Annotated in this window: 14 protein-coding genes and 2 pseudogenes; 10 read left to right on the forward strand and 6 right to left on the reverse strand. The window is 76.1% G+C overall.

Annotated features, from left to right (window positions below):
• Window positions 1-218 precede the first annotated feature (218 nt).
• The 5 genes from ACFWEG_RS11810 (at window position 219) to ACFWEG_RS11830 (ending at window position 6,162) form a co-directional block, all read left to right on the forward strand.
• The gene (locus ACFWEG_RS11810) at window positions 219-1,493 is read left to right on the forward strand and encodes a prenyltransferase/squalene oxidase repeat-containing protein (RefSeq protein WP_387212530.1); all 1,275 of its coding nucleotides are present in this window, start codon (window positions 219-221) and stop codon (window positions 1,491-1,493) included.
• Window positions 1,493-2,179, forward strand: coding sequence for an SCO2322 family protein (locus tag ACFWEG_RS11815; protein ID WP_387212533.1), 687 nt, complete (start codon window positions 1,493-1,495; stop codon window positions 2,177-2,179). Before ACFWEG_RS11810 ends, ACFWEG_RS11815 begins: the two co-directional genes overlap by 1 nt.
• Window positions 2,180-2,243: 64 nt before the next feature.
• Complete coding sequence (locus tag ACFWEG_RS11820) at window positions 2,244-3,617, forward strand: energy-coupling factor transporter transmembrane component T (protein ID WP_387212536.1); 1,374 nt, start codon at window positions 2,244-2,246, stop codon at window positions 3,615-3,617.
• Window positions 3,614-5,362, forward strand: coding sequence for an ABC transporter ATP-binding protein (locus ACFWEG_RS11825; protein ID WP_387212539.1), 1,749 nt, complete (start codon window positions 3,614-3,616; stop codon window positions 5,360-5,362). The genes ACFWEG_RS11820 and ACFWEG_RS11825 overlap by 4 nt, the downstream gene beginning before the upstream one ends.
• Window positions 5,359-6,162, forward strand: coding sequence for an ECF transporter S component (locus ACFWEG_RS11830; RefSeq protein WP_387212542.1), 804 nt, complete (start codon window positions 5,359-5,361; stop codon window positions 6,160-6,162). The genes ACFWEG_RS11825 and ACFWEG_RS11830 overlap by 4 nt, the downstream gene beginning before the upstream one ends.
• Here ACFWEG_RS11830 and ACFWEG_RS11835 read toward each other — a convergent pair.
• Window positions 6,159-8,288, reverse strand: coding sequence for a bifunctional glycosyltransferase 87/phosphatase PAP2 family protein (locus tag ACFWEG_RS11835; RefSeq protein WP_387212545.1), 2,130 nt, complete (start codon window positions 8,286-8,288; stop codon window positions 6,159-6,161). The genes ACFWEG_RS11830 and ACFWEG_RS11835 overlap by 4 nt on opposite strands.
• A gap of 212 nt (window positions 8,289-8,500) precedes the next feature.
• Between ACFWEG_RS11835 and ACFWEG_RS11840 the strand changes: the two genes are divergently transcribed.
• The gene (locus ACFWEG_RS11840; protein ID WP_387212548.1) at window positions 8,501-9,163 is read left to right on the forward strand and encodes an O-methyltransferase; all 663 of its coding nucleotides are present in this window, start codon (window positions 8,501-8,503) and stop codon (window positions 9,161-9,163) included.
• A 13-nt stretch (window positions 9,164-9,176) separates the two neighbouring features.
• Here the strand turns inward: ACFWEG_RS11840 and ACFWEG_RS11845 are convergent, their stop codons facing one another.
• Window positions 9,177-9,569, reverse strand: coding sequence for a hypothetical protein (locus ACFWEG_RS11845; protein WP_387212551.1), 393 nt, complete (start codon window positions 9,567-9,569; stop codon window positions 9,177-9,179).
• Between the two features lie 108 nt (window positions 9,570-9,677).
• On the opposite strand from ACFWEG_RS11845, the gene ACFWEG_RS11850 reads away from it, so the two are divergent.
• Window positions 9,678-10,091, forward strand: a complete 414-nt coding sequence (locus tag ACFWEG_RS11850; protein WP_387212554.1) for a DUF1992 domain-containing protein — start codon at window positions 9,678-9,680, stop codon at window positions 10,089-10,091.
• Between the two features lie 5 nt (window positions 10,092-10,096).
• A pseudogene (locus ACFWEG_RS11855) lies at window positions 10,097-10,426 on the forward strand (antibiotic biosynthesis monooxygenase family protein).
• Between the two features lie 61 nt (window positions 10,427-10,487).
• Here the strand turns inward: ACFWEG_RS11855 and ACFWEG_RS11860 are convergent.
• The 3 genes from ACFWEG_RS11860 to ACFWEG_RS11870 form a co-directional block, all read right to left on the reverse strand.
• Window positions 10,488-11,006, reverse strand: a complete 519-nt coding sequence (locus ACFWEG_RS11860; RefSeq protein ID WP_387212557.1) for a tetratricopeptide repeat protein — start codon at window positions 11,004-11,006, stop codon at window positions 10,488-10,490.
• A gap of 151 nt (window positions 11,007-11,157) precedes the next feature.
• Window positions 11,158-12,030 carry a hypothetical protein gene (locus ACFWEG_RS11865; protein WP_387212560.1) on the reverse strand — a complete coding sequence of 291 codons (873 nt, stop codon included), beginning with the start codon at window positions 12,028-12,030 and terminating at the stop codon, window positions 11,158-11,160.
• A complete protein-coding gene (locus ACFWEG_RS11870; RefSeq protein WP_387212563.1) occupies window positions 12,027-12,695 on the reverse strand; it encodes a hypothetical protein in 669 nt (222 codons plus the stop codon). Before ACFWEG_RS11870 ends, ACFWEG_RS11865 begins: the two co-directional genes overlap by 4 nt.
• 88 nt (window positions 12,696-12,783) lie before the next feature.
• Between ACFWEG_RS11870 and ACFWEG_RS11875 the strand changes: the two genes are divergently transcribed.
• Window positions 12,784-13,278 carry a GNAT family N-acetyltransferase gene (locus tag ACFWEG_RS11875; protein ID WP_387212566.1) on the forward strand — a complete coding sequence of 165 codons (495 nt, stop codon included), beginning with the start codon at window positions 12,784-12,786 and terminating at the stop codon, window positions 13,276-13,278.
• 21 nt (window positions 13,279-13,299) lie between these two features.
• Here the strand turns inward: ACFWEG_RS11875 and ACFWEG_RS11880 are convergent, their stop codons facing one another.
• The gene (locus tag ACFWEG_RS11880) at window positions 13,300-15,324 is read right to left on the reverse strand and encodes a DHA2 family efflux MFS transporter permease subunit (RefSeq protein ID WP_387212569.1); all 2,025 of its coding nucleotides are present in this window, start codon (window positions 15,322-15,324) and stop codon (window positions 13,300-13,302) included.
• A gap of 270 nt (window positions 15,325-15,594) precedes the next feature.
• Between ACFWEG_RS11880 and ACFWEG_RS11885 the strand changes: the two are divergent.
• A pseudogene (locus tag ACFWEG_RS11885) lies at window positions 15,595-16,158 on the forward strand (hypothetical protein); the annotation flags it as partial.

The raw sequence follows: 16,158 nt of genomic DNA on the forward strand, positions 1-16,158 counted from the left end.
CCGCAACCGTGTGCCGGCCGGCCGGACCCCTGCACGGGCCCGTCCGGGCGGTGAGCCGGAGCACCCGTTCGGACCGTGAGAGGCTCCCCGCCGCCGGGCCGACCGGTGGCAGGCACCGTCGAGGAATACGGAGCCCGAGCCCGGTGCCGCCGCCTCGCGCCCGTGCGGGGTCGTGGGCAGCGGTGTGCGGTCTCCCCACAGGAGAGGCACCACCGATCGTGAACCTTCGCCGTCAGGCCGCCGCGCTCGCGTCCGCCGCCGTGCTCTGCGCGGTCGCCGCGCCCGTGGCCGCCGCCGACGAGACCGCGTCGCCGTCCCCCTCCGCCCCGGCGCTGCCCGACGGCCTCTACGGCAAGGGCGACCCGACCTACAGCGGCGTGTGGCGGCAGTCGTACGCGCTGCTCGCGCTCGACACCGTCGGGGTGAGGCCCGCGGAGTCGGCCGTCTCCTGGCTGACCGGCCAGCAGTGCGCGGACGGCGGCTTCGCCTCCTACCGCGCCGACACCGCGAAGGCGTGCGACGCGAAGACCGAGGACACCAACGCGACCGCCATCGCCGTTCAGGCGCTCAGCGCGCTCGGCGGGCAGGACGCGGCGGTGAAGAAGGCGACCGACTGGCTGAAGTCGGTGCAGAACGCGGACGGCGGCTGGTCGTACAACCCGGGCGGCGCGTCCGACGCCAACTCCACGGGCGTCGTGGCGGGCGCGTTCGACGCGGCCGGCACGGACGCGGAGGACGTGGCGAAGGGGGGGAAGTCGGCGGCCGACGCGCTGCTCGGCTTCCAGCTGGACTGCAAGGCGAAGGAGGCGGACCGGGGCGCGTTCGCCTACCAGCCCACCGACGGCAAGCTGACCGCCGACGCGAAGGCGACGACGGGGGCGGTGCTCGGCCTGGAGGGCGACGGGTTCGTGCTCGACGCGCCCGACGCCGGGGAGAAGGGCGAGGCCCCGAAGGCCCTGGCCTGCCCCGCCTCCTCCGCCGGCCCGGACGACGACGCGTCCGCCGACGCGGGCTCCGCCTGGCTGGCCGCGCGACTGGCCGCCGGCGACCACCACTTCACCGCAGCGACGCCCGGCTCCGACGAGAAGAAGCCCGACTTCGGCACCACCGCCGACGCGGTCATCGCACTGGCCGCCGGCGACCACCTGGACGCGGCGAAGTCGTCGTACGGCTGGCTGACGGAGAACGCGGGCGACTGGGCGTCGAGCGACCCGTCGGCCGCCGCGCAGCTCGTCCTCGGCGCGCACGCGACCGGTCAGGACCCGCGGAAGGCCGGCGGCACGGACTACGTGGCGCTGCTGACCGACATGGGCCCGGCCCCCGCGGCCGCCGCACCCTCGAAGTCGGCCGCCGAGCGGGCCGCGAACGGCAAGGACGACCAGCAGCAGAGCGACGGCGACTCGCTGTCCGTCTGGTGGATCATCGGCGTCGGCCTGGTCGCGGGCATCGGCATCGGCTTCCTGATCAGCGCGCGCAAGAAGTCGCAGGGCTGATGACGCGCCGCCTGCTCGCCCCCCTCGCGCTCGGCGCCGCGACCGCGGTGCTCGGCGCGGGGTTCGCCGCCGCGCCCGCCGAGGCGGCCGGCTACCGGTACTGGTCGTTCTGGAACGCGAAGGACGGCGCGTGGGCGTACGCCTCGCAGGGGCCCGGGGTGAGCGTGCCCGGCGACGGGTCGACGGTCGGGTTCCGGTTCGCGGTCAGCGCGGACTCCGCCGACGCGTCGAAGCCGCGCGGGGCGGCGGACTTCGCCGCGGTCTGCGCGGACACCGCCGCCCGCGACGGTGAGAAGCGGGTCGCCGTCGTCGTCGACCCCGGGACGCCCGAGGACGCCCCCGAGGGCGAGCGTCCGACGGCCGCGAGGACCGGCTGCGCGCGCCTCGACGAGGACGCGACCGCCGCGGAGGCGCTCGCGCAGGTCGCGCCGCCGCTGCGGTACGACGACTCCGGCATGATCTGCGCGATCGCCGGCTACCCGCGGACGGGCTGCGGCGAGCAGGTCTCCGGCGAGGACACCGCCACCGCGGGCCCCGCCCCGTCCGCCGCCGCCCCCTCCGCCGCCCCGTCCGAGCCGGCCGCGGCCGACGACGGCGGCCCGTCCGTCGGCGTCCTGGCCGGGATGGCCGCGATCGTCGCCCTCGGCGCGGCCGGGATATGGCAGGCCCGGCGCCGGCGTGGCTGACGGGGCACCGGGGGGCACGGACGGCAGGGCGGCCACCCGCGCGGGCCGCGGGGGGACGCGTCAGGTGCCGGGCCCGGCCCGCGACGACTCCGCGGGCCGGGCGTCCGGCGCCGCCCGCCGCCTCCTCGCCCCCGTCGCCGCGCGGCACAACGCCGTGCACGCCGGGGCGTGGTGGCTGTGGGCGCTGGGGCTCGCGACGGCGGCCTCGCGGACGACGAACCCGCTGCTGCTCCTGCTCCTGATCGCCGTGAGCGGCTACGTCGTCGCCGCGCGGCGGACGGACGCGCCGTGGGCGCGGGCGTACGGGGTGTTCCTGCGGCTCGCGCTGTTCGTGCTGGCGATCCGGGTCCTTTTCGTCGTGCTGCTCGGCTCGCCGGTGGCGGGCGCGCACGAGCTGTTCACACTGCCGCGGGTGCCGCTGCCGGGCTGGTTCCAGGGGATCAGGCTCGGCGGCACGGTCACCGCGGAGGGGGTGCTCCACGCGCTCTACGAGGCGCTGAAGCTCGCCACCCTGCTGATCTGCGTCGGCGCGGCGAACGCGCTCGCCAACCCCGCCCGGCTGCTCAAGTCGCTGCCGGGCGCGCTGTACGAGGCCGGGGTGGCCGTCGTCGTCGCGCTGACCTTCGCCCCGCACCTGGTCGCGGACGTGGCCCGGCTGCGGGCGGCCCGGCGGCTGCGCGGCCGGGGCGACACCGGGGTGCGGGCGCTGCTCCAGGTCGGCATGCCGGTCCTGGAGGGCGCGCTGGAGCGCTCGGTGGCGCTGGCCGCGGCGATGGACGCGCGCGGGTACGGGCGGCAGGCCGAGGTGCCGGCCGCGGTCCGCCGGACGACCGCCGCGCTCACCCTCGGCGGACTGCTCGGCGTCTGCGCGGGCACCTACGGGCTGCTCGCCGCGGCCGGCGGCGTGTACGGCCTGCCCCTGCTGCTCGCGGGGGTCGCGCTCGCGGTGGCCGGCCTGTGGCTCGGCGGCCGGCGCGCGGTCCGCACCCGCTACCGCCCCGACCGCTGGGGCGCGCGCTCCTGGCTGGTCGCCGGCTCCGGCGTCGCCGTCGCCGCGCTGATGATCCGCTTCTCCACCACCGAGGCGCTCGCCCTCGCTCCCCCGGCGATCCCCCTCACCGCGCCGACGCTGCCGCTGTGGCCGGCCGCCGCGATCCTGCTGGGCCTGCTCCCGGCCCTCGCCGCTCCCGTGCCCGCGCGGTCGGGCGGCGGGACCGCAGGGCCCGAGCCCGCCGTGCGGCGCACGGGGCCGGGCGACGGCCGCGGCAGCGGCGGGCCGAAGGCCCCGGCCGATCGCCGTCGCCGCGCCGGCGGCGGCTCGGACGGCGAAGCCGGCGGGCCGCGGCCCGGCCCCGTGCCCCACGCGCCCCACGCGCTTCCAGCCGCCCCGCCCCATTCCGACACCGTCGCCCGTACCGCCGAGGAGCCCCGATCGTGATCCGGTTCGAGAACGTGTCGGTCACGTACGCGGGGGCGGAGGGCCCCGCGATCGCCGGGGTCGACCTGGAGGTGCCGGAGGGGGAGCTGGTGCTGCTCGTCGGGCCTTCGGGGGTGGGCAAGTCGACGCTGCTGAACGCGGTGTGCGGGCTGGTGCCGCACTTCACCGGCGGCACGCTGAGCGGGCGGGTGACGGTCGCCGGGCGGGACACCCGTACGCACAAGCCGCGCGAACTGGCCGACGTGGTGGGCACGGTGGGCCAGGACCCGCTGTCGCACTTCGTCACCGACACCGTCGAGGACGAGCTGGCGTACGGGATGGAGTCGCTGGGCCTGCCCGCGGACACCATGCGGCGGCGCGTCGAGGAGACCCTCGACCTGCTCGGCCTCGCCGAGCTGCGCGAGCGGCCGCTCGCCGGCCTGTCCGGCGGCCAGCAGCAGCGGGTCGCGATCGGCTCGGTGCTCACCACCCATCCGCGGGTGCTGGTGCTCGACGAGCCCACCTCCGCGCTCGACCCGGGCGCGGCGGAGGAGGTCCTCGCGGTCCTCCAGCGGCTCGTCCACGACCTCGGGACGACCGTCCTGATGGCCGAGCACCGCCTCGAACGGGTCGTGCAGTACGCCGACCGGGTCGTCCTCCTCGGCGAGCGCGGCACCCCGCCGGTCCTCGGCGACCCGGCCGCGATCATGGCCCGCTCCCCCGTCGTCCCCCCGGTCGTCGCCCTCGGCCGGCTCGCCGGCTGGACCCCCCTCCCCCTCACCGTCCGCGACGCCCGCCGCCGCGCGGGGTCTCTGCGCGAGCGCCTGGCGGGCGTCACCCCGCCGCCCCCCGGCGGCCCGGCCATCGGCGGCGCCGGTGCGCCGGAGTCCGCGCCGGGCCGCGCGCCCCGCCGCGGGCTGCCGCTGCTGCGGCGGTCGGCACGGCGACCCGGGCACGCGGCTCGACGTGACGGCGGCGCGGGGGACCGTGCCCGCGACGCCGCCGCACCCGTCGCCGAGGTCGCCGGGCTCGGTGTCCGGCGCGAGCGCGTCGAGGCGCTGAAGCGGGTCACCCTGGACTTCGGGCCCGGCGAGACCGTCGCGCTGATGGGCCGCAACGGGGCCGGCAAGTCGACGCTGCTGAACACCCTGGTCGGGCTGGTCGGGCCGACCTCAGGATCGGTGCGGGTCGGCGGCGCGGAGCCGCACCGCAGCGCACCCGCGGAGATGGTGCGGCGGGTCGGGCTCGTCCCGCAGGAGCCCCGCGACCTGCTGTACGCGGACACCGTCGCCGCGGAGTGCGCCGCGGCGGACCGCGACGCGGGCGCGGAGCCGGGGACCTGCCGCGCGCTGGTGTCGCGGCTGCTGCCCGGCGTCCCCGACGCCCTGCACCCGCGCGACCTCTCCGAGGGCCAGCGCCTCACCCTCGCGCTCGCCGTCGTCCTCACCGCCCGCCCGCCCCTGCTGCTGCTCGACGAGCCGACCCGCGGCCTGGACTACGCCGCGAAGGTCCGCCTCGTCGCCCTGCTGCGCGAGCTGGCCGCGGACGGCCACGCGATCGTGCTCGCCACCCACGACGTGGAGCTGGCCGCCGAACTGGCCCACCGCGTGGTGGTCCTCGCCGACGGCGAGATCGTCGCGGACGGCCCGACGGCCGAGGTCGTCGTCTCCTCCCCCGCCTTCGCCCCGCAGGTCGCGAAGATCCTCGCCCCCCAGGAGTGGCTGACGGTCCCGCAGGTCGCGGCCGCCCTGGAGGCCGTGCGATGAGCACCCCGCCGGTCCGCTTCGGGCCCCGCTCGGTCGCCGCCGTGCTCCTGGTGAGCGCGGTCGGCGCGATGGGCTTCCTCTGGCCGCTGTTCGCCGCGCCAGGCGCGCAGGTCGTCGCGCACAGCAAGGACGCCCCCTGGCTGTTCGCGCTGCTCCTGCCACTGCTGCTCGGCGTGGTCCTCGCCTCGCTCGCCGACACCGGGCTCGGCGCGAAGGCCGTCGCCATGCTCGGCGTCCTCGCCGCCGTCGGCGCGGCGCTGCGGCCGCTCGGCGCGGGCACGGCCGGCATCGAGCCGATGTTCTTCCTGATGGTCCTCGCGGGCCGCGTCCTCGGCCCCGGCTTCGGCTTCGCCCTCGGCTCGCTGACGATGTTCGCCTCCGCGCTGCTGACCGGCGGGGTGGGCCCGTGGATGCCGTTCCAGATGCTCTGCATGGGCTGGACGGCGATGGGCGCGGGCCTGCTGCCCCGGCTCACCGGCCGGGCGGAGCTGTGGCTGCTCGCCGGATACGGGGCGGTCACGGGGTTCGCGTACGGGTTCGTGATGAACATGTGGGGCTGGCCGGTCGTGACCGGTCAGGTCACAGGGCTCAGCTACGTCCCCGGCGACCCCGTCGCCGACAACCTGGCCCGGTTCGTCGCCTACTACCTGGCCACGTCCCTCGGCTGGGACTTCGTGCGCGCCACCGTCACCGCCGCGCTGATCCTGCTGATCGGCCGCCCGGTGCTCGCCGCGCTGCGGCGGGCGACCAGGCGGGCGGCGTTCGACGCGTCGCCGGTGTTCGAGACGCCCGGCCGCTAGGACCGGGCGCCGGCCCGTTCCCCGGCGGACGGCCCCGCCGTGCCCACGACCGGCGGCCCGTCCCCCTCCCCCTCGCCCGACGCCGACCGTCTGCGCCACAGCCGCGCCAGCGGCCCGCCCTCCACGGCGACCGCCGGCCGCGGCCCCGAGAGCAGCCGCGTCAGCGCGAACCCGCCCACCACCACCGCCGCGCCGCCCGCCGCGTCGAGCGTCCAGTGGTTCGCGGTGCCGACGATCGACACCAGCGTCGTCGCCGGGTGCGCGAACGCGACCACCCGGACCCACGCCCACGGCGCGAGCATCGCGACCACCAGCGCGCACCACAGCGACCAGCCGAAGTGCAGCGACGGCATGGCCGCGTACTGGTTGGAGACGGCCGTCAGCGCCCCGTAGTCGGGCGCGTCGAAGTCCTGCGGCCCGTGGATGGTGTCGACGTAGCCGAGCCCCGGCATCAGGCGGGGCGGGGCGAGCGGGTAGAGCCAGAAGCCGACCAGGCCGAGCAGGGTGGTCAGGGCGAGCGCGGTGCGCGCCCAGCGGTAGTGGACGGGGCTGCTGAGGTAGAGGACGCCGAGCAGGGTGAGCGGGAAGGTGAAGTGGAACGAGGTGTAGTAGAAGTTCAGCACCCCCTCCAGCCAGGCGTTCTCGGTGAGCAGCCGGTTCGCCCCGTGCTCCAGGTCGAGGCCGAGCGCCTGCTCCAGGCCGAGGATCTGGTGCCCGTGCGCCTCCGCCCGCTCCGGACCGCCGTTCGCCGCGCCGCGCACGATCGAGTAGGCGGAGTACCCGATCCGGATCGCGAGCAGTTCGAGCAGCAGGTGCGGCGGGGTGAGCGCCCGCCGCCACAGCCCGCGCGCCGTCCCCTTCTCGTACGGGGTGGGGATCGGCGCGGCCCAGTGCGGCGAGGCGCGGAGCTGGAACGGCACGATCACGGCGGCGGCGAGCGCGATCAGGAGCAGCGCGTTGTCCCGCACCGGGTCCATGACGTCCATGTTCGGCAGCAGCATCGAGCCGGGCAGCGTCATCACGATGACGACGGCCGCCGGCCACACCAGCCGGTCCGCGGCCCGCTTCCCGGTCCGGCCGACGACGGCGAGCAGCAGCCACAGGAGCTGGTGCTGCCAGGCGGTGGGCGAGACGGCGACGCTCACGCAGCCGGTGAGGGCGACGGCCAGCAGCGGCTGCCCGTCCCGGGCGTAGCGCACGGCCCGGCGCAGGCCGAGGAAGGTGACGGCCGCCGCGAGGACCAGGAACAGGGCGATCTCCAGCGGCCCCGTCAGGCCGAACCGGAGCAGCGCCCCGTGCAGGGACTGGTTGCCGAGCGCGTCGGGCGCGGCGCCCAGTCCCGCCCCGGCGAGGTGGTGCACCCAGTACGCCCAGGAGTCGCCCGGCAGGGCGGCCCAGGCGAACGCGGTCCCGGCGGCGAAGGTGCCGGCCGCGGTGAGCGCGCTCGTGCGGCGGCCGGTGAACCACAGCAGTGGGGCGAAGAGCAGGGCCGTCGGCTGGAGCGCGGCGGCGACCCCGACCAGGACCCCGGCCGCCCGCCCGCCGCGCACCGCCAGGCAGCCGAGCAGCACGAGGAGCACCGGGAGCACGCTGGTCTGGCCGAGCGTGAAGGTGTTCCTGACCGGCAGCGACACCATCAGCAGGATGATCGCGACGGGCGCGGCGAGCCGGGCCGTCCGCGCCGGGACCGGTCCGGGCAGGGCGCGGGGCGCGGCGAGCCGGGCCGTCCGCGCCGGGACCGGTCCGGGCAGGGCGCGGGCCGCGACCAGGCCGACGGCGGCGACGAGCAGCAGGGTGCCGAACGTCCAGACGACGCCGAGTCCGTCCTCGGCGGCGCGGGTCAGCGGCTTGAGGACCAGGCCGGCGAACGGTGTGCCGGTGAACCGCCCGCCGTCGTAGAGCGGGCCGCCGACGTGCAGGACGCCCTGCGGGCCGATCCAGGTGCCGAGGTCGGTGAGGCGTTCGGCGGGCGGCAGGCGCAGCACGGCGGCGGCCTGCCGGACGGCGAGGACGGCGGCGACCGCCCACAGGCCCCAGAGCACGAGCCGCGCTCTCGCCGCGTCGCCCGGCCGTTCGCCGCCGCCCGGGACCGCCGCCGTCGCCACCCGCTGTTCCGCGTTCACCACTACGCGTCCGCCCTCACCCGTCCGTCGCCGGGATGCTCGACCCGGCGGCCATCTCTCCGTTGGACGCCGGAACCCCCCGGTTCACCTGACCGCCCCCGGGCCGACCCTAGATCGTCGGCCCGCCGCCCGGAACCGGATTCGCGATGTGTCGGGGCCGTAGTCGGGTGTAGGTTCGTTAGCGGGGCTAACGAGATGTGCTACGGGAGGTCTTCGTGTCACAGCAGCAGTGGACCGAGGTGGACGCCTACTTCGCCGACCGGCTGGTCGGCGCGGACGAGGCGCTGGAGGCCGCACTCCGGGAGACCGAGGCGGCCGGCATGCCGGAGATCAGCGTGTCCGCGACGCAGGGCAAGCTGCTCCGGCTCCTTGCGCGGGCGCAGGGCGCCCGCCGCATCCTGGAGATCGGCACCCTCGGCGGGTACAGCACCATCCAGCTCGCCCGGGCGCTGCCCGCGGGCGGCCTGCTGGTCACCCTGGAGTACAGCGCGGAGCACGCCGAGGTCGCCCGGCGCAACATCGCACGGGCGGGTCTCGCGGAGGTGGTGGAGATCCGGGTCGGGGCCGCCCTCGACACGCTGCCCGGGCTGGCCTCCGAGGAGCCGTTCGACTTCTTCTTCATCGACGCCGACAAGGTCAACAACCGGGCCTACGTCGACTGGGCGGTCAAGCTCTCCCGGCCGGGCTCGCTGATCGTCGTGGACAACGTGGTGCGCGGCGGCGCGGTCGCGGACGCCGGCTCCACCGACCCGTCGGTGACCGGCACCCGCGAGCTCTTCGAGCACCTCGCCGGCCACCCCGGCCTCGACGCGACGGCCGTGCAGACCGTCGGGGACAAGGGGTGGGACGGGTTCGCGCTGGTCCGGGTCGCGGACTGAGGCCGGCCGGGGCTCAGCCCTCGTGGTACCAGCCGATGTTGACGCTCCGCGGCGCCATCCGGTCCTGGATGACGACCTCGCCCGCCCCGCCGCGCGGCAGGGCCGCCGTCGAGCCGTACGGCAGCGGGCCGGTCCAGCCGCCCTGCGCGAGGCGGACCTCGCCGGCCGGGTCGTCCTGCGAGCCGCGGTGCCAGGTGACGGTCCAGGACGCGTCGGGCAGGCAGCGGAACTCCAGGTGGGCGCGGGAGACGAAGAGCCAGTCGGCCGGCGTCGCGAGACGGCACTGCTCGCGGTCGCGGCCGACCCACACCACCATCCCGGGGTTGCTGCGCACGGTGACCATGACCATGCCGGCCGTCGAACCGGCCTCCTGGGCCGTCACCGCGGCCATCGTGAGCTCGAGCATCGGTGCCCTCCTCCGGTCGGCCGCGCCCGCTCCCGGGCCCGGTCGCGGCGCGGCAGTGGCGCCGCCGCATGATAGTCACATCGCCGCCGCAATCGGGAGGACGCACAGATGACCGAACGCAAGCCGCCGGGCGTCGACTTCGAGAGTTGGGTGGACAAGCAGATCAGGGACGCGGAGGCCCGCGGCGAGTTCGCCGCGGCGACCGGCCGCGACAAGCCGCTGGAGGGTCTGGAGAAGCCGTACGACGAGCTGTGGTGGATCCGGCAGAAGGCCGCGCGCGAGGGCCTCTCAAGCCTTCCGCCCACGCTCGCCCTGCGCAAGGAGGCCGAGGACTTCGAGGCCGCGCTGCCCGCGGTCCGCAGCGAGAGCGAGGTGCGGCGGCTGGTGGCGGACCTCAACGCGCGGATCCTGCCGGTCATGCTGCGGCCCCCGCCGGGCCCGCCGCTCGGCCGCAAGCCGTTCGACGTGGAGGAGGTCGTCCGCACCTGGCGGGCCGCGCGGCGGCCGGGTGCGGCAGGATAGCCGCTATGAGCATCGTCAAGATCAACGTGTTGACCGTCCCGGAGGAGCAGCGGGAGGTCCTGGAGAAGCGCTTCGGCGCGCGGGCCGGGTCCGTGGAGAGCTCCGACGGTTTCGAGTGGTTCGAGCTGCTGCGGCCGGTGGAGGGCACCGACCAGTACCTCGTCTACACCCGGTAGAAGGACGAGGCGTCGTTCCAGGCGTGGATGGAGGGGCCGATGAAGTCCGCCCACCAGGGCCCGCCCGCGGGCGCGAGCGAGCAGACCCGGCCGGCCGCGACGGGGTCGACGGTGTGGTCGTTCGAGGTCGTGCAGCAGGCGGCGCCGAAGCAGGGCTGAACGCTCCTCGCGGCACCGGGGGCGGGCCGGTCGACGGCCCGCCCCCTTCTCGCGCGCCCGCTCAGCCCTCGTCCGGCTCGACGAGCAGCCGGGCGTAGTTCGCCATCGAGCGCTGGTACCTCGGCAGGTGCGGGGCGAGCGCGCGGACGGCGACGGAGACGGCCTCGCGCTCGCGGCCGAGCGCGGTGAGCCCGAGGGCGAGGACGGCGGCGAGCGCGTCGTCGAGGTGGTCGGAGGTCCGTTCCCGCTCCTCCTCCAGGAGCCGCACACTCTCCTCGGGGTGGCCCGAGGCCCGCAGCGAGCTGGCCAGTTGGATGACGGCCCGGCGGCGGCGCTCCCCGGGCAGGTACCCCTTGAGCGCCTCCCGGTACAGCGGCACCGCCCGGTCGGTGTACCCGACCGAGTCGCACGACGCGGCCCGTTCGAACAGCGCCACCGGGTGCCCGTCGGGCAGCTCCGCGGTGAGCTCCTCCATCCGCGCCACGAACGCGTCCCGCCCGAGCCCGTCCAACTCCGCCCACAGCGCGGCGTTCCGGCGCTCCCACGCCTCCCACTCCGCCGTCGGTCCGGTGATCGTCATGCCCGCTCCCCTGGTCGTCCTTCGGTGCGCCGCGCTCGACGGCCATCCTGGCACCGTCCCCGCACGCGAAGGCCGCCGCCCCCGGACGGTGGTCGTCCGGGGGCGGCGGCCTTCGTGCGTGCGCTCCCGCGGCTCCGGGAGCCCGCGCGGCTCAGAGCGCGAGCAGGCGCTCGGCCATGTCGCGGTACTGGCGCAGGGCGAGGCGGAGCTGCTCGGTGTCCTCGCCCTTGACCGCGCTGCGCAGGGCGGTGCGGCGCTCGTCGATGGCGCGGGTGAGGTGGTTCAGCGCCTCGTCGAGGACGTCCTCGGCCTCGGTGACCGACTCGTTCGGCGAGTCGACGAAGTTGCCCAGCGCGTGCTGGAGCCGGCCGCCGAGCCGGTCGTGGGCCTCGCTGGGGACGAGGGCGCCCTCGTGGCGGGCGTCGGAGCCCGGCGTGGGGCCCTTGGTGTCGCTGGTGTCCCTCTTCGCCACGTCGGCGGCGGCCGACCCCGGCGCGCGGTGCGCGTCCCGGTCGGGGGCGTGGTGGTGGTCGCCGTCGGTGAACGGGGTCTTCTCGCCGTCCCTCAGGCCCTGGCCCGGCGTCGCGCTCTCGCCGGGCGCACCGGGCGCGTGGCCGGGCGCGGGCGGCGTGGTCGTGCCGGTGCGGGTGCCGAGGACGGTGGTCCGGGCGTCGTCGCGGTCGGAGCCGGCGGGCGCGGAGCCCGGGGCGGTCGTCCGCGGGTCCGGGGTCGTGTCGGCGGGGTCCGGGCGACGGCCGGGGACCGGGTCGGTGCCGGCGGACGGCGTGCGGGCCGCCGTCGGGCCGGCTTCGAGACCGGACCCGGGGGTCGCCGGGGCGCGGTCCGGGGCGCCGTCGCGTTCCTGGTCGACGGCCTGGCCGGGCCGGCCCGCCCGGCCGGACCGGTCCTGGTCGCCCGCGGCCTCGTGGATCGCCCGGGCCTCGCGGGCCTCACGCGTCTCGCGGTCGGAGTCGCCCGGCTGACCGGGGACCTCGGTGAGGCCGTGCCTCTCGTTGGTGGTCATCGTGCTTCTCCCTTCTTCTGGAACGCGCCCGGCAGGTGGTTCCCGCGGGCGTGCCCGGTGTCGCCGCCCTCGACGGCGCGCGTGTCGTGGTGCGTCTGCTTGTCGGCGGGCGTCGCGGTGACCAGCTCGTCGAAGAGCTCGCGCGCCTCGAGCATCGCGTGGCGCAGCTCCTCGGTGTTGGTCATGCCGGCGAGGCCGGTGTGCATCCGGCGGTAGCCGTGCACGTGGTGGGCGTGGTGCACGCTGAGCGCGGCGATCTGCTCGTTCGGCTGCTTGCTGTCGCCGTAGCCCCGGTCCTGCGCGAGCTCGGAGAGCAGCGCGTCCGCCTCCGCGGCGGCCTGCTGGGGCGACTCGACGAACCGCTCCTGCACGACGGCCCAGCGGCCGACGTAGTTCTCGCGCGTCTCGGCGGAGAGCGGCTTGGGCTCGATGTGACCGTGGCGGTCGACGAGTTCCTTCAGTTCCCGCTCGGTGGCCGCCTTGTCGCCGTGGTGACGTTCGAGGGTCCGGTCGTACTCGGGACCGAAGCGGCGCTTGAGCGAACCGCCGCCCGCCCCGCCCGACCGCTTCTTGGCCACGAAGCCGATCGCCGCGATCACGATGACGGCGATGACTACGAGGGTGATGATCGCGCCGATGGACATGGCCCTCTCGACCTCCTTCATGGCGTGGAGTTGACGTGGCATCTGGTTGCCCGGTTGCCCGGTGCGAAACCGAATGCGCGCGAATTGGCGGGCCGCGACAATGACGGGCATGCCGTCCTGGTCCGTGGTCCCCGCCGCCCCCGACTCCCCCGAGGCCCTCGCCCTCTGGCGCGCCTACTACACGGAGGTCAGCGACCGCTGGTTCCTCCTCCACGAGGGCCGCACCACCCCGCCCGACGAGCTCGCCCGCGAGCTGGTCGCCGCCGACGACGGCTCGGAACTGCTCCCGCCCAAGGGCGAGTTGCTCGTCGCGCGCTGGGGCGGCGCCCCCGCCGGCACCGCCGGCCTGCGCATGCTGGACGTCACCACCGGCGAGCTCACCCGCGTCTTCCTGGCCAGGGGGTTCCGCGGCCGCGGCGGCGCCCGGGTCCTCCTCGACGCGATCGAGGGCGCCGCCCGCGCTCTCGGCGCCGCCCGGCTCGTCCTCGACACCCGCGCCGACCTCGTCGAGGCCCGGGCCCTGTACGCGCGCCACGGCTACGTCGAGACCCCGCCGGGCCGGCCGAAGCGGTACGCGGACCACTGGTTCGAGAAGGTGCTCTGACCGCGCCCCTCCCCGGTCCCGTCAGTACCGCGGCTGCTCCTGGCGCGAGCCCGCGAGCTCCTCGTTCAGTTCGGAGACGAGCTGGACGAGGTCGGTGGGGCGGTCCGGGCCCCACCAGTCGCCGAGCAGCGCGCAGAGCGTGCGTTCGCGGGCGGCGGCGAGGGTGGTGGCGAGCTGCGCGCCCTCGTCGGTGAGGACGAGCTGGACGCCCTCGCGGCGGGCGTAGCCGCGCTCCTCGACCTGGCGGCCCGCGTCGAGGATGACGTCGAGCGGGACGGGGGCGCGTTCGGCGAGCTCGCCGGGGGTGACGGTGCCGTGGCGGCGGATGCGCAGCAGCAGCCAGCTGGCGGCCGGCAGCAGGTCGAGACCGGCGTCGCGGTTGATGTCGACGTAGACCTGGCGGCGGCCCTCGCGGGTGCCGAGCCAGGACAGCGCGCGCAGCACCTCGTCGCGGGAGGAGCGCGCGGTGGGGTTGGTGCCGACGGTCTCGCTCATGTCGGGCACGGTGACGGCGGTGCGGACCGGGATCTCCTTGAGGAAGAGGGCGACGACGAAGCCGAGGAGCGCGACGGGCACGGACCAGATGAACACGTCGGTGATGGAGACGGAGTAGGCGTCGAGGATCGACTCCCTGAGCGCGGCCGGGAGGTCGGCGATGCGCTGCGGGTCGGCCTCGACGGCCGCCGGGTCGAAGCCGGGCGGGAGGGTCTGCTCGGCGAGGTTCTCCGCCAGGTGGGTCTCCAGACGCGCGTTGAAGATCGAACCGAAGACCGCGACGCCGACGCACGCGCCGATCGAGCGGAAGAACGTCACCCCGGACGTCGCGACGCCGAGGTCCTCGTAGCCGACCGCGTTCTGCACGGCGAGGGTGATGATCGGCATCACCAGGCCGAGCCCGAAGCCGAACACGAGGAAGTAGACGCTCGCCAGCGCCGTCGCGGTGTCCGGGTGCAGCTGGTGGAGCAGGAGCAGGCCGAGGGCGGTGATCGCGGTGCCGAGGACGGGGAAGATCTTGTAGTGCCCGGTCTGGGTCACGAGCCGGCCGCAGCCGATCGACGCGATCAGCATGCCGAGCACCATCGGCAGCATGTGCAGGCCGGACATCGTCGGCGTGATGCCCTGCACGACCTGCAGGAAAAGCGGCAGGTACGTCATCGCGCCGAACATCGCGAAGCCGATGATGAACCCGATCAGCGCGCAGACCCGGAAGACGGGGTCGGCGAACAGCTTCAGCGGCATGACCGGCTCCGCGGCCCTGCGCTCCACCGGCACGAACAGCGCCACGCACACCACGGTCAGCACGCACAGCGCGATGATCTGCCACGACCCCCACGCCCAGGTGACCCCGCCGAGGGACGTCACCAGGACCACCCCGGCCGCGCTCGCGGCGAGCAGGGTGATGCCCGCGTAGTCGATGCGGTGCGGGGTGGAGCGGACCGGGATGTGCAGGACGGCGGCGATCACCACGAGGGCGACGATCCCGATCGGCAGGTTGATGTAGAAGACCCAGCGCCAGGACAGGTGCTCGGTGAAGAACCCGCCGAGCAGCGGCCCGAGCACGCTGGAGACACCGAAGACCGACCCGAACAGACCCTGGTAGCGGCCGCGTTCGCGGGGCGGCACCAGGTCGCCGACGATCGCGAGCGAGAGCACCATCAGTCCGCCGCCGCCGAGCCCCTGGAGCGCGCGGAAGGCGATCAGCTCGGTCATGTTCTGTGCGACGCCGCTGAGCGCGGAGCCGATCAGAAAGATGACGATGACGGTCTGGAAGACCTTCTTCCGGCCGTACATGTCGCCGAGCTTGCCCCACAGCGGCGTCGACGCCGTCGCGGCCAGCATGTACGCGGTGACCACCCACGACAGGTGGTCGGCGCCGCCCAGCTCGCTGACGATGGTCGGCAGCGCGGTGGCGACGATCGTCTGGTCGAGCGCCGCGAGCAGCATGCCCAGCAGCAGGGCGCCCATCGATACCAGGATGCGGCGCCGCTCCTCACCGCTCGGTCCATCCCGTTCGGACGTGTCCGCCGTCGTCTCGCTCGCACCCATGGACGTCCTCCGTCGGTCCGTCCCCCCTTGCCACCTCCCATCGTGGTCCTTGCGGGCCCGTCCGGCCTGCGGAGAAGGCCGATCGGTGCGGGGTGCCCGTGCGGAACGGGACGGATCGGGCGGCCCGGGCCCGTACGGCGGCGCGCCGGGACGTGCCAGGCATAATCGCCTCGGTCAGACCGACCGGCACCGAGCGCGCCCCGCGCCGCTCCCCCGCGCGCACCGCCGCCGAAGGGCCGGCGGTCGGTCGCGAGGGAGGGGAGCCCGGACGTGGGCGACATGCATCAGGAGCCGTGCCGTACGTGCGGCGCGGACGGGGCGGGCGGCGCGTACGCCTGCGCGCACCGGGAACGGGCGCACGCGGAGGAGGTCGCCGCGGCGGAGGACTTCGACCCGCTGCGGATACGCCCTTACGTGACGTTGCGGGAGCCTGCGGCGGCGCAGAAGGCGGCCGTGGAGCCGCAGCCGGACGCGGACCGGCCGACGACCGTGCTGCCGGTGGTCCGGCCGGGTGCGGGGTCGGCCCCCGCGGCGCCGGCCTCCGCGCCGCTGCCTCCCGCACGGGAGGTGACCGCCGACGCGGACGGCGGCGGGGCCGGCGTCCGCGCGACGGACGCGCGACCGGCCCGCTCCCGCAGGCCGCTGCTGCTCGCCGCGGCGGTGGCCGTCCTCGCGGTGCTCGGCGTCGCGGGCGCGGTGGGCGGGGTGTTCACCCCGGAGAGCGACGCGGCCGAGCAGACCGCCGCGGCCGCCGCCGGCCCCTCGGCCGACGACGCCGCCTCCGGCGGGGCGGGCCCGTCGGCGTCCGCGTCGGGTTCGGCGTCGGCCTCGCCG

This window comes from Streptomyces sp. NPDC060194, from assembly GCF_042728285.1.
GTDB lineage: Bacteria > Actinomycetota > Actinomycetes > Streptomycetales > Streptomycetaceae > Streptomyces.

Bases quoted from the DNA above. Each gene is read 5' to 3' on its own strand.
- ACFWEG_RS11815 (WP_387212533.1), top strand. From the start codon at position 1,493: ATGACGCGCCGCCTGCTCGCCCCCCTCGCGCTCGGCGCCGCGACCGCG.
- ACFWEG_RS11830 (WP_387212542.1), top strand. From the start codon at position 5,359: ATGAGCACCCCGCCGGTCCGCTTCGGGCCCCGCTCGGTCGCCGCCGTG.
- ACFWEG_RS11845 (WP_387212551.1), bottom strand. From the start codon at position 9,569: ATGCTCGAGCTCACGATGGCCGCGGTGACGGCCCAGGAGGCCGGTTCG.
- ACFWEG_RS11850 (WP_387212554.1), top strand. From the start codon at position 9,678: ATGACCGAACGCAAGCCGCCGGGCGTCGACTTCGAGAGTTGGGTGGAC.
- ACFWEG_RS11860 (WP_387212557.1), bottom strand. From the start codon at position 11,006: ATGACGATCACCGGACCGACGGCGGAGTGGGAGGCGTGGGAGCGCCGG.
- ACFWEG_RS11865 (WP_387212560.1), bottom strand. From the start codon at position 12,030: ATGACCACCAACGAGAGGCACGGCCTCACCGAGGTCCCCGGTCAGCCG.
- ACFWEG_RS11870 (WP_387212563.1), bottom strand. From the start codon at position 12,695: ATGAAGGAGGTCGAGAGGGCCATGTCCATCGGCGCGATCATCACCCTC.
- ACFWEG_RS11875 (WP_387212566.1), top strand. From the start codon at position 12,784: ATGCCGTCCTGGTCCGTGGTCCCCGCCGCCCCCGACTCCCCCGAGGCC.
- ACFWEG_RS11880 (WP_387212569.1), bottom strand. From the start codon at position 15,324: ATGGGTGCGAGCGAGACGACGGCGGACACGTCCGAACGGGATGGACCG.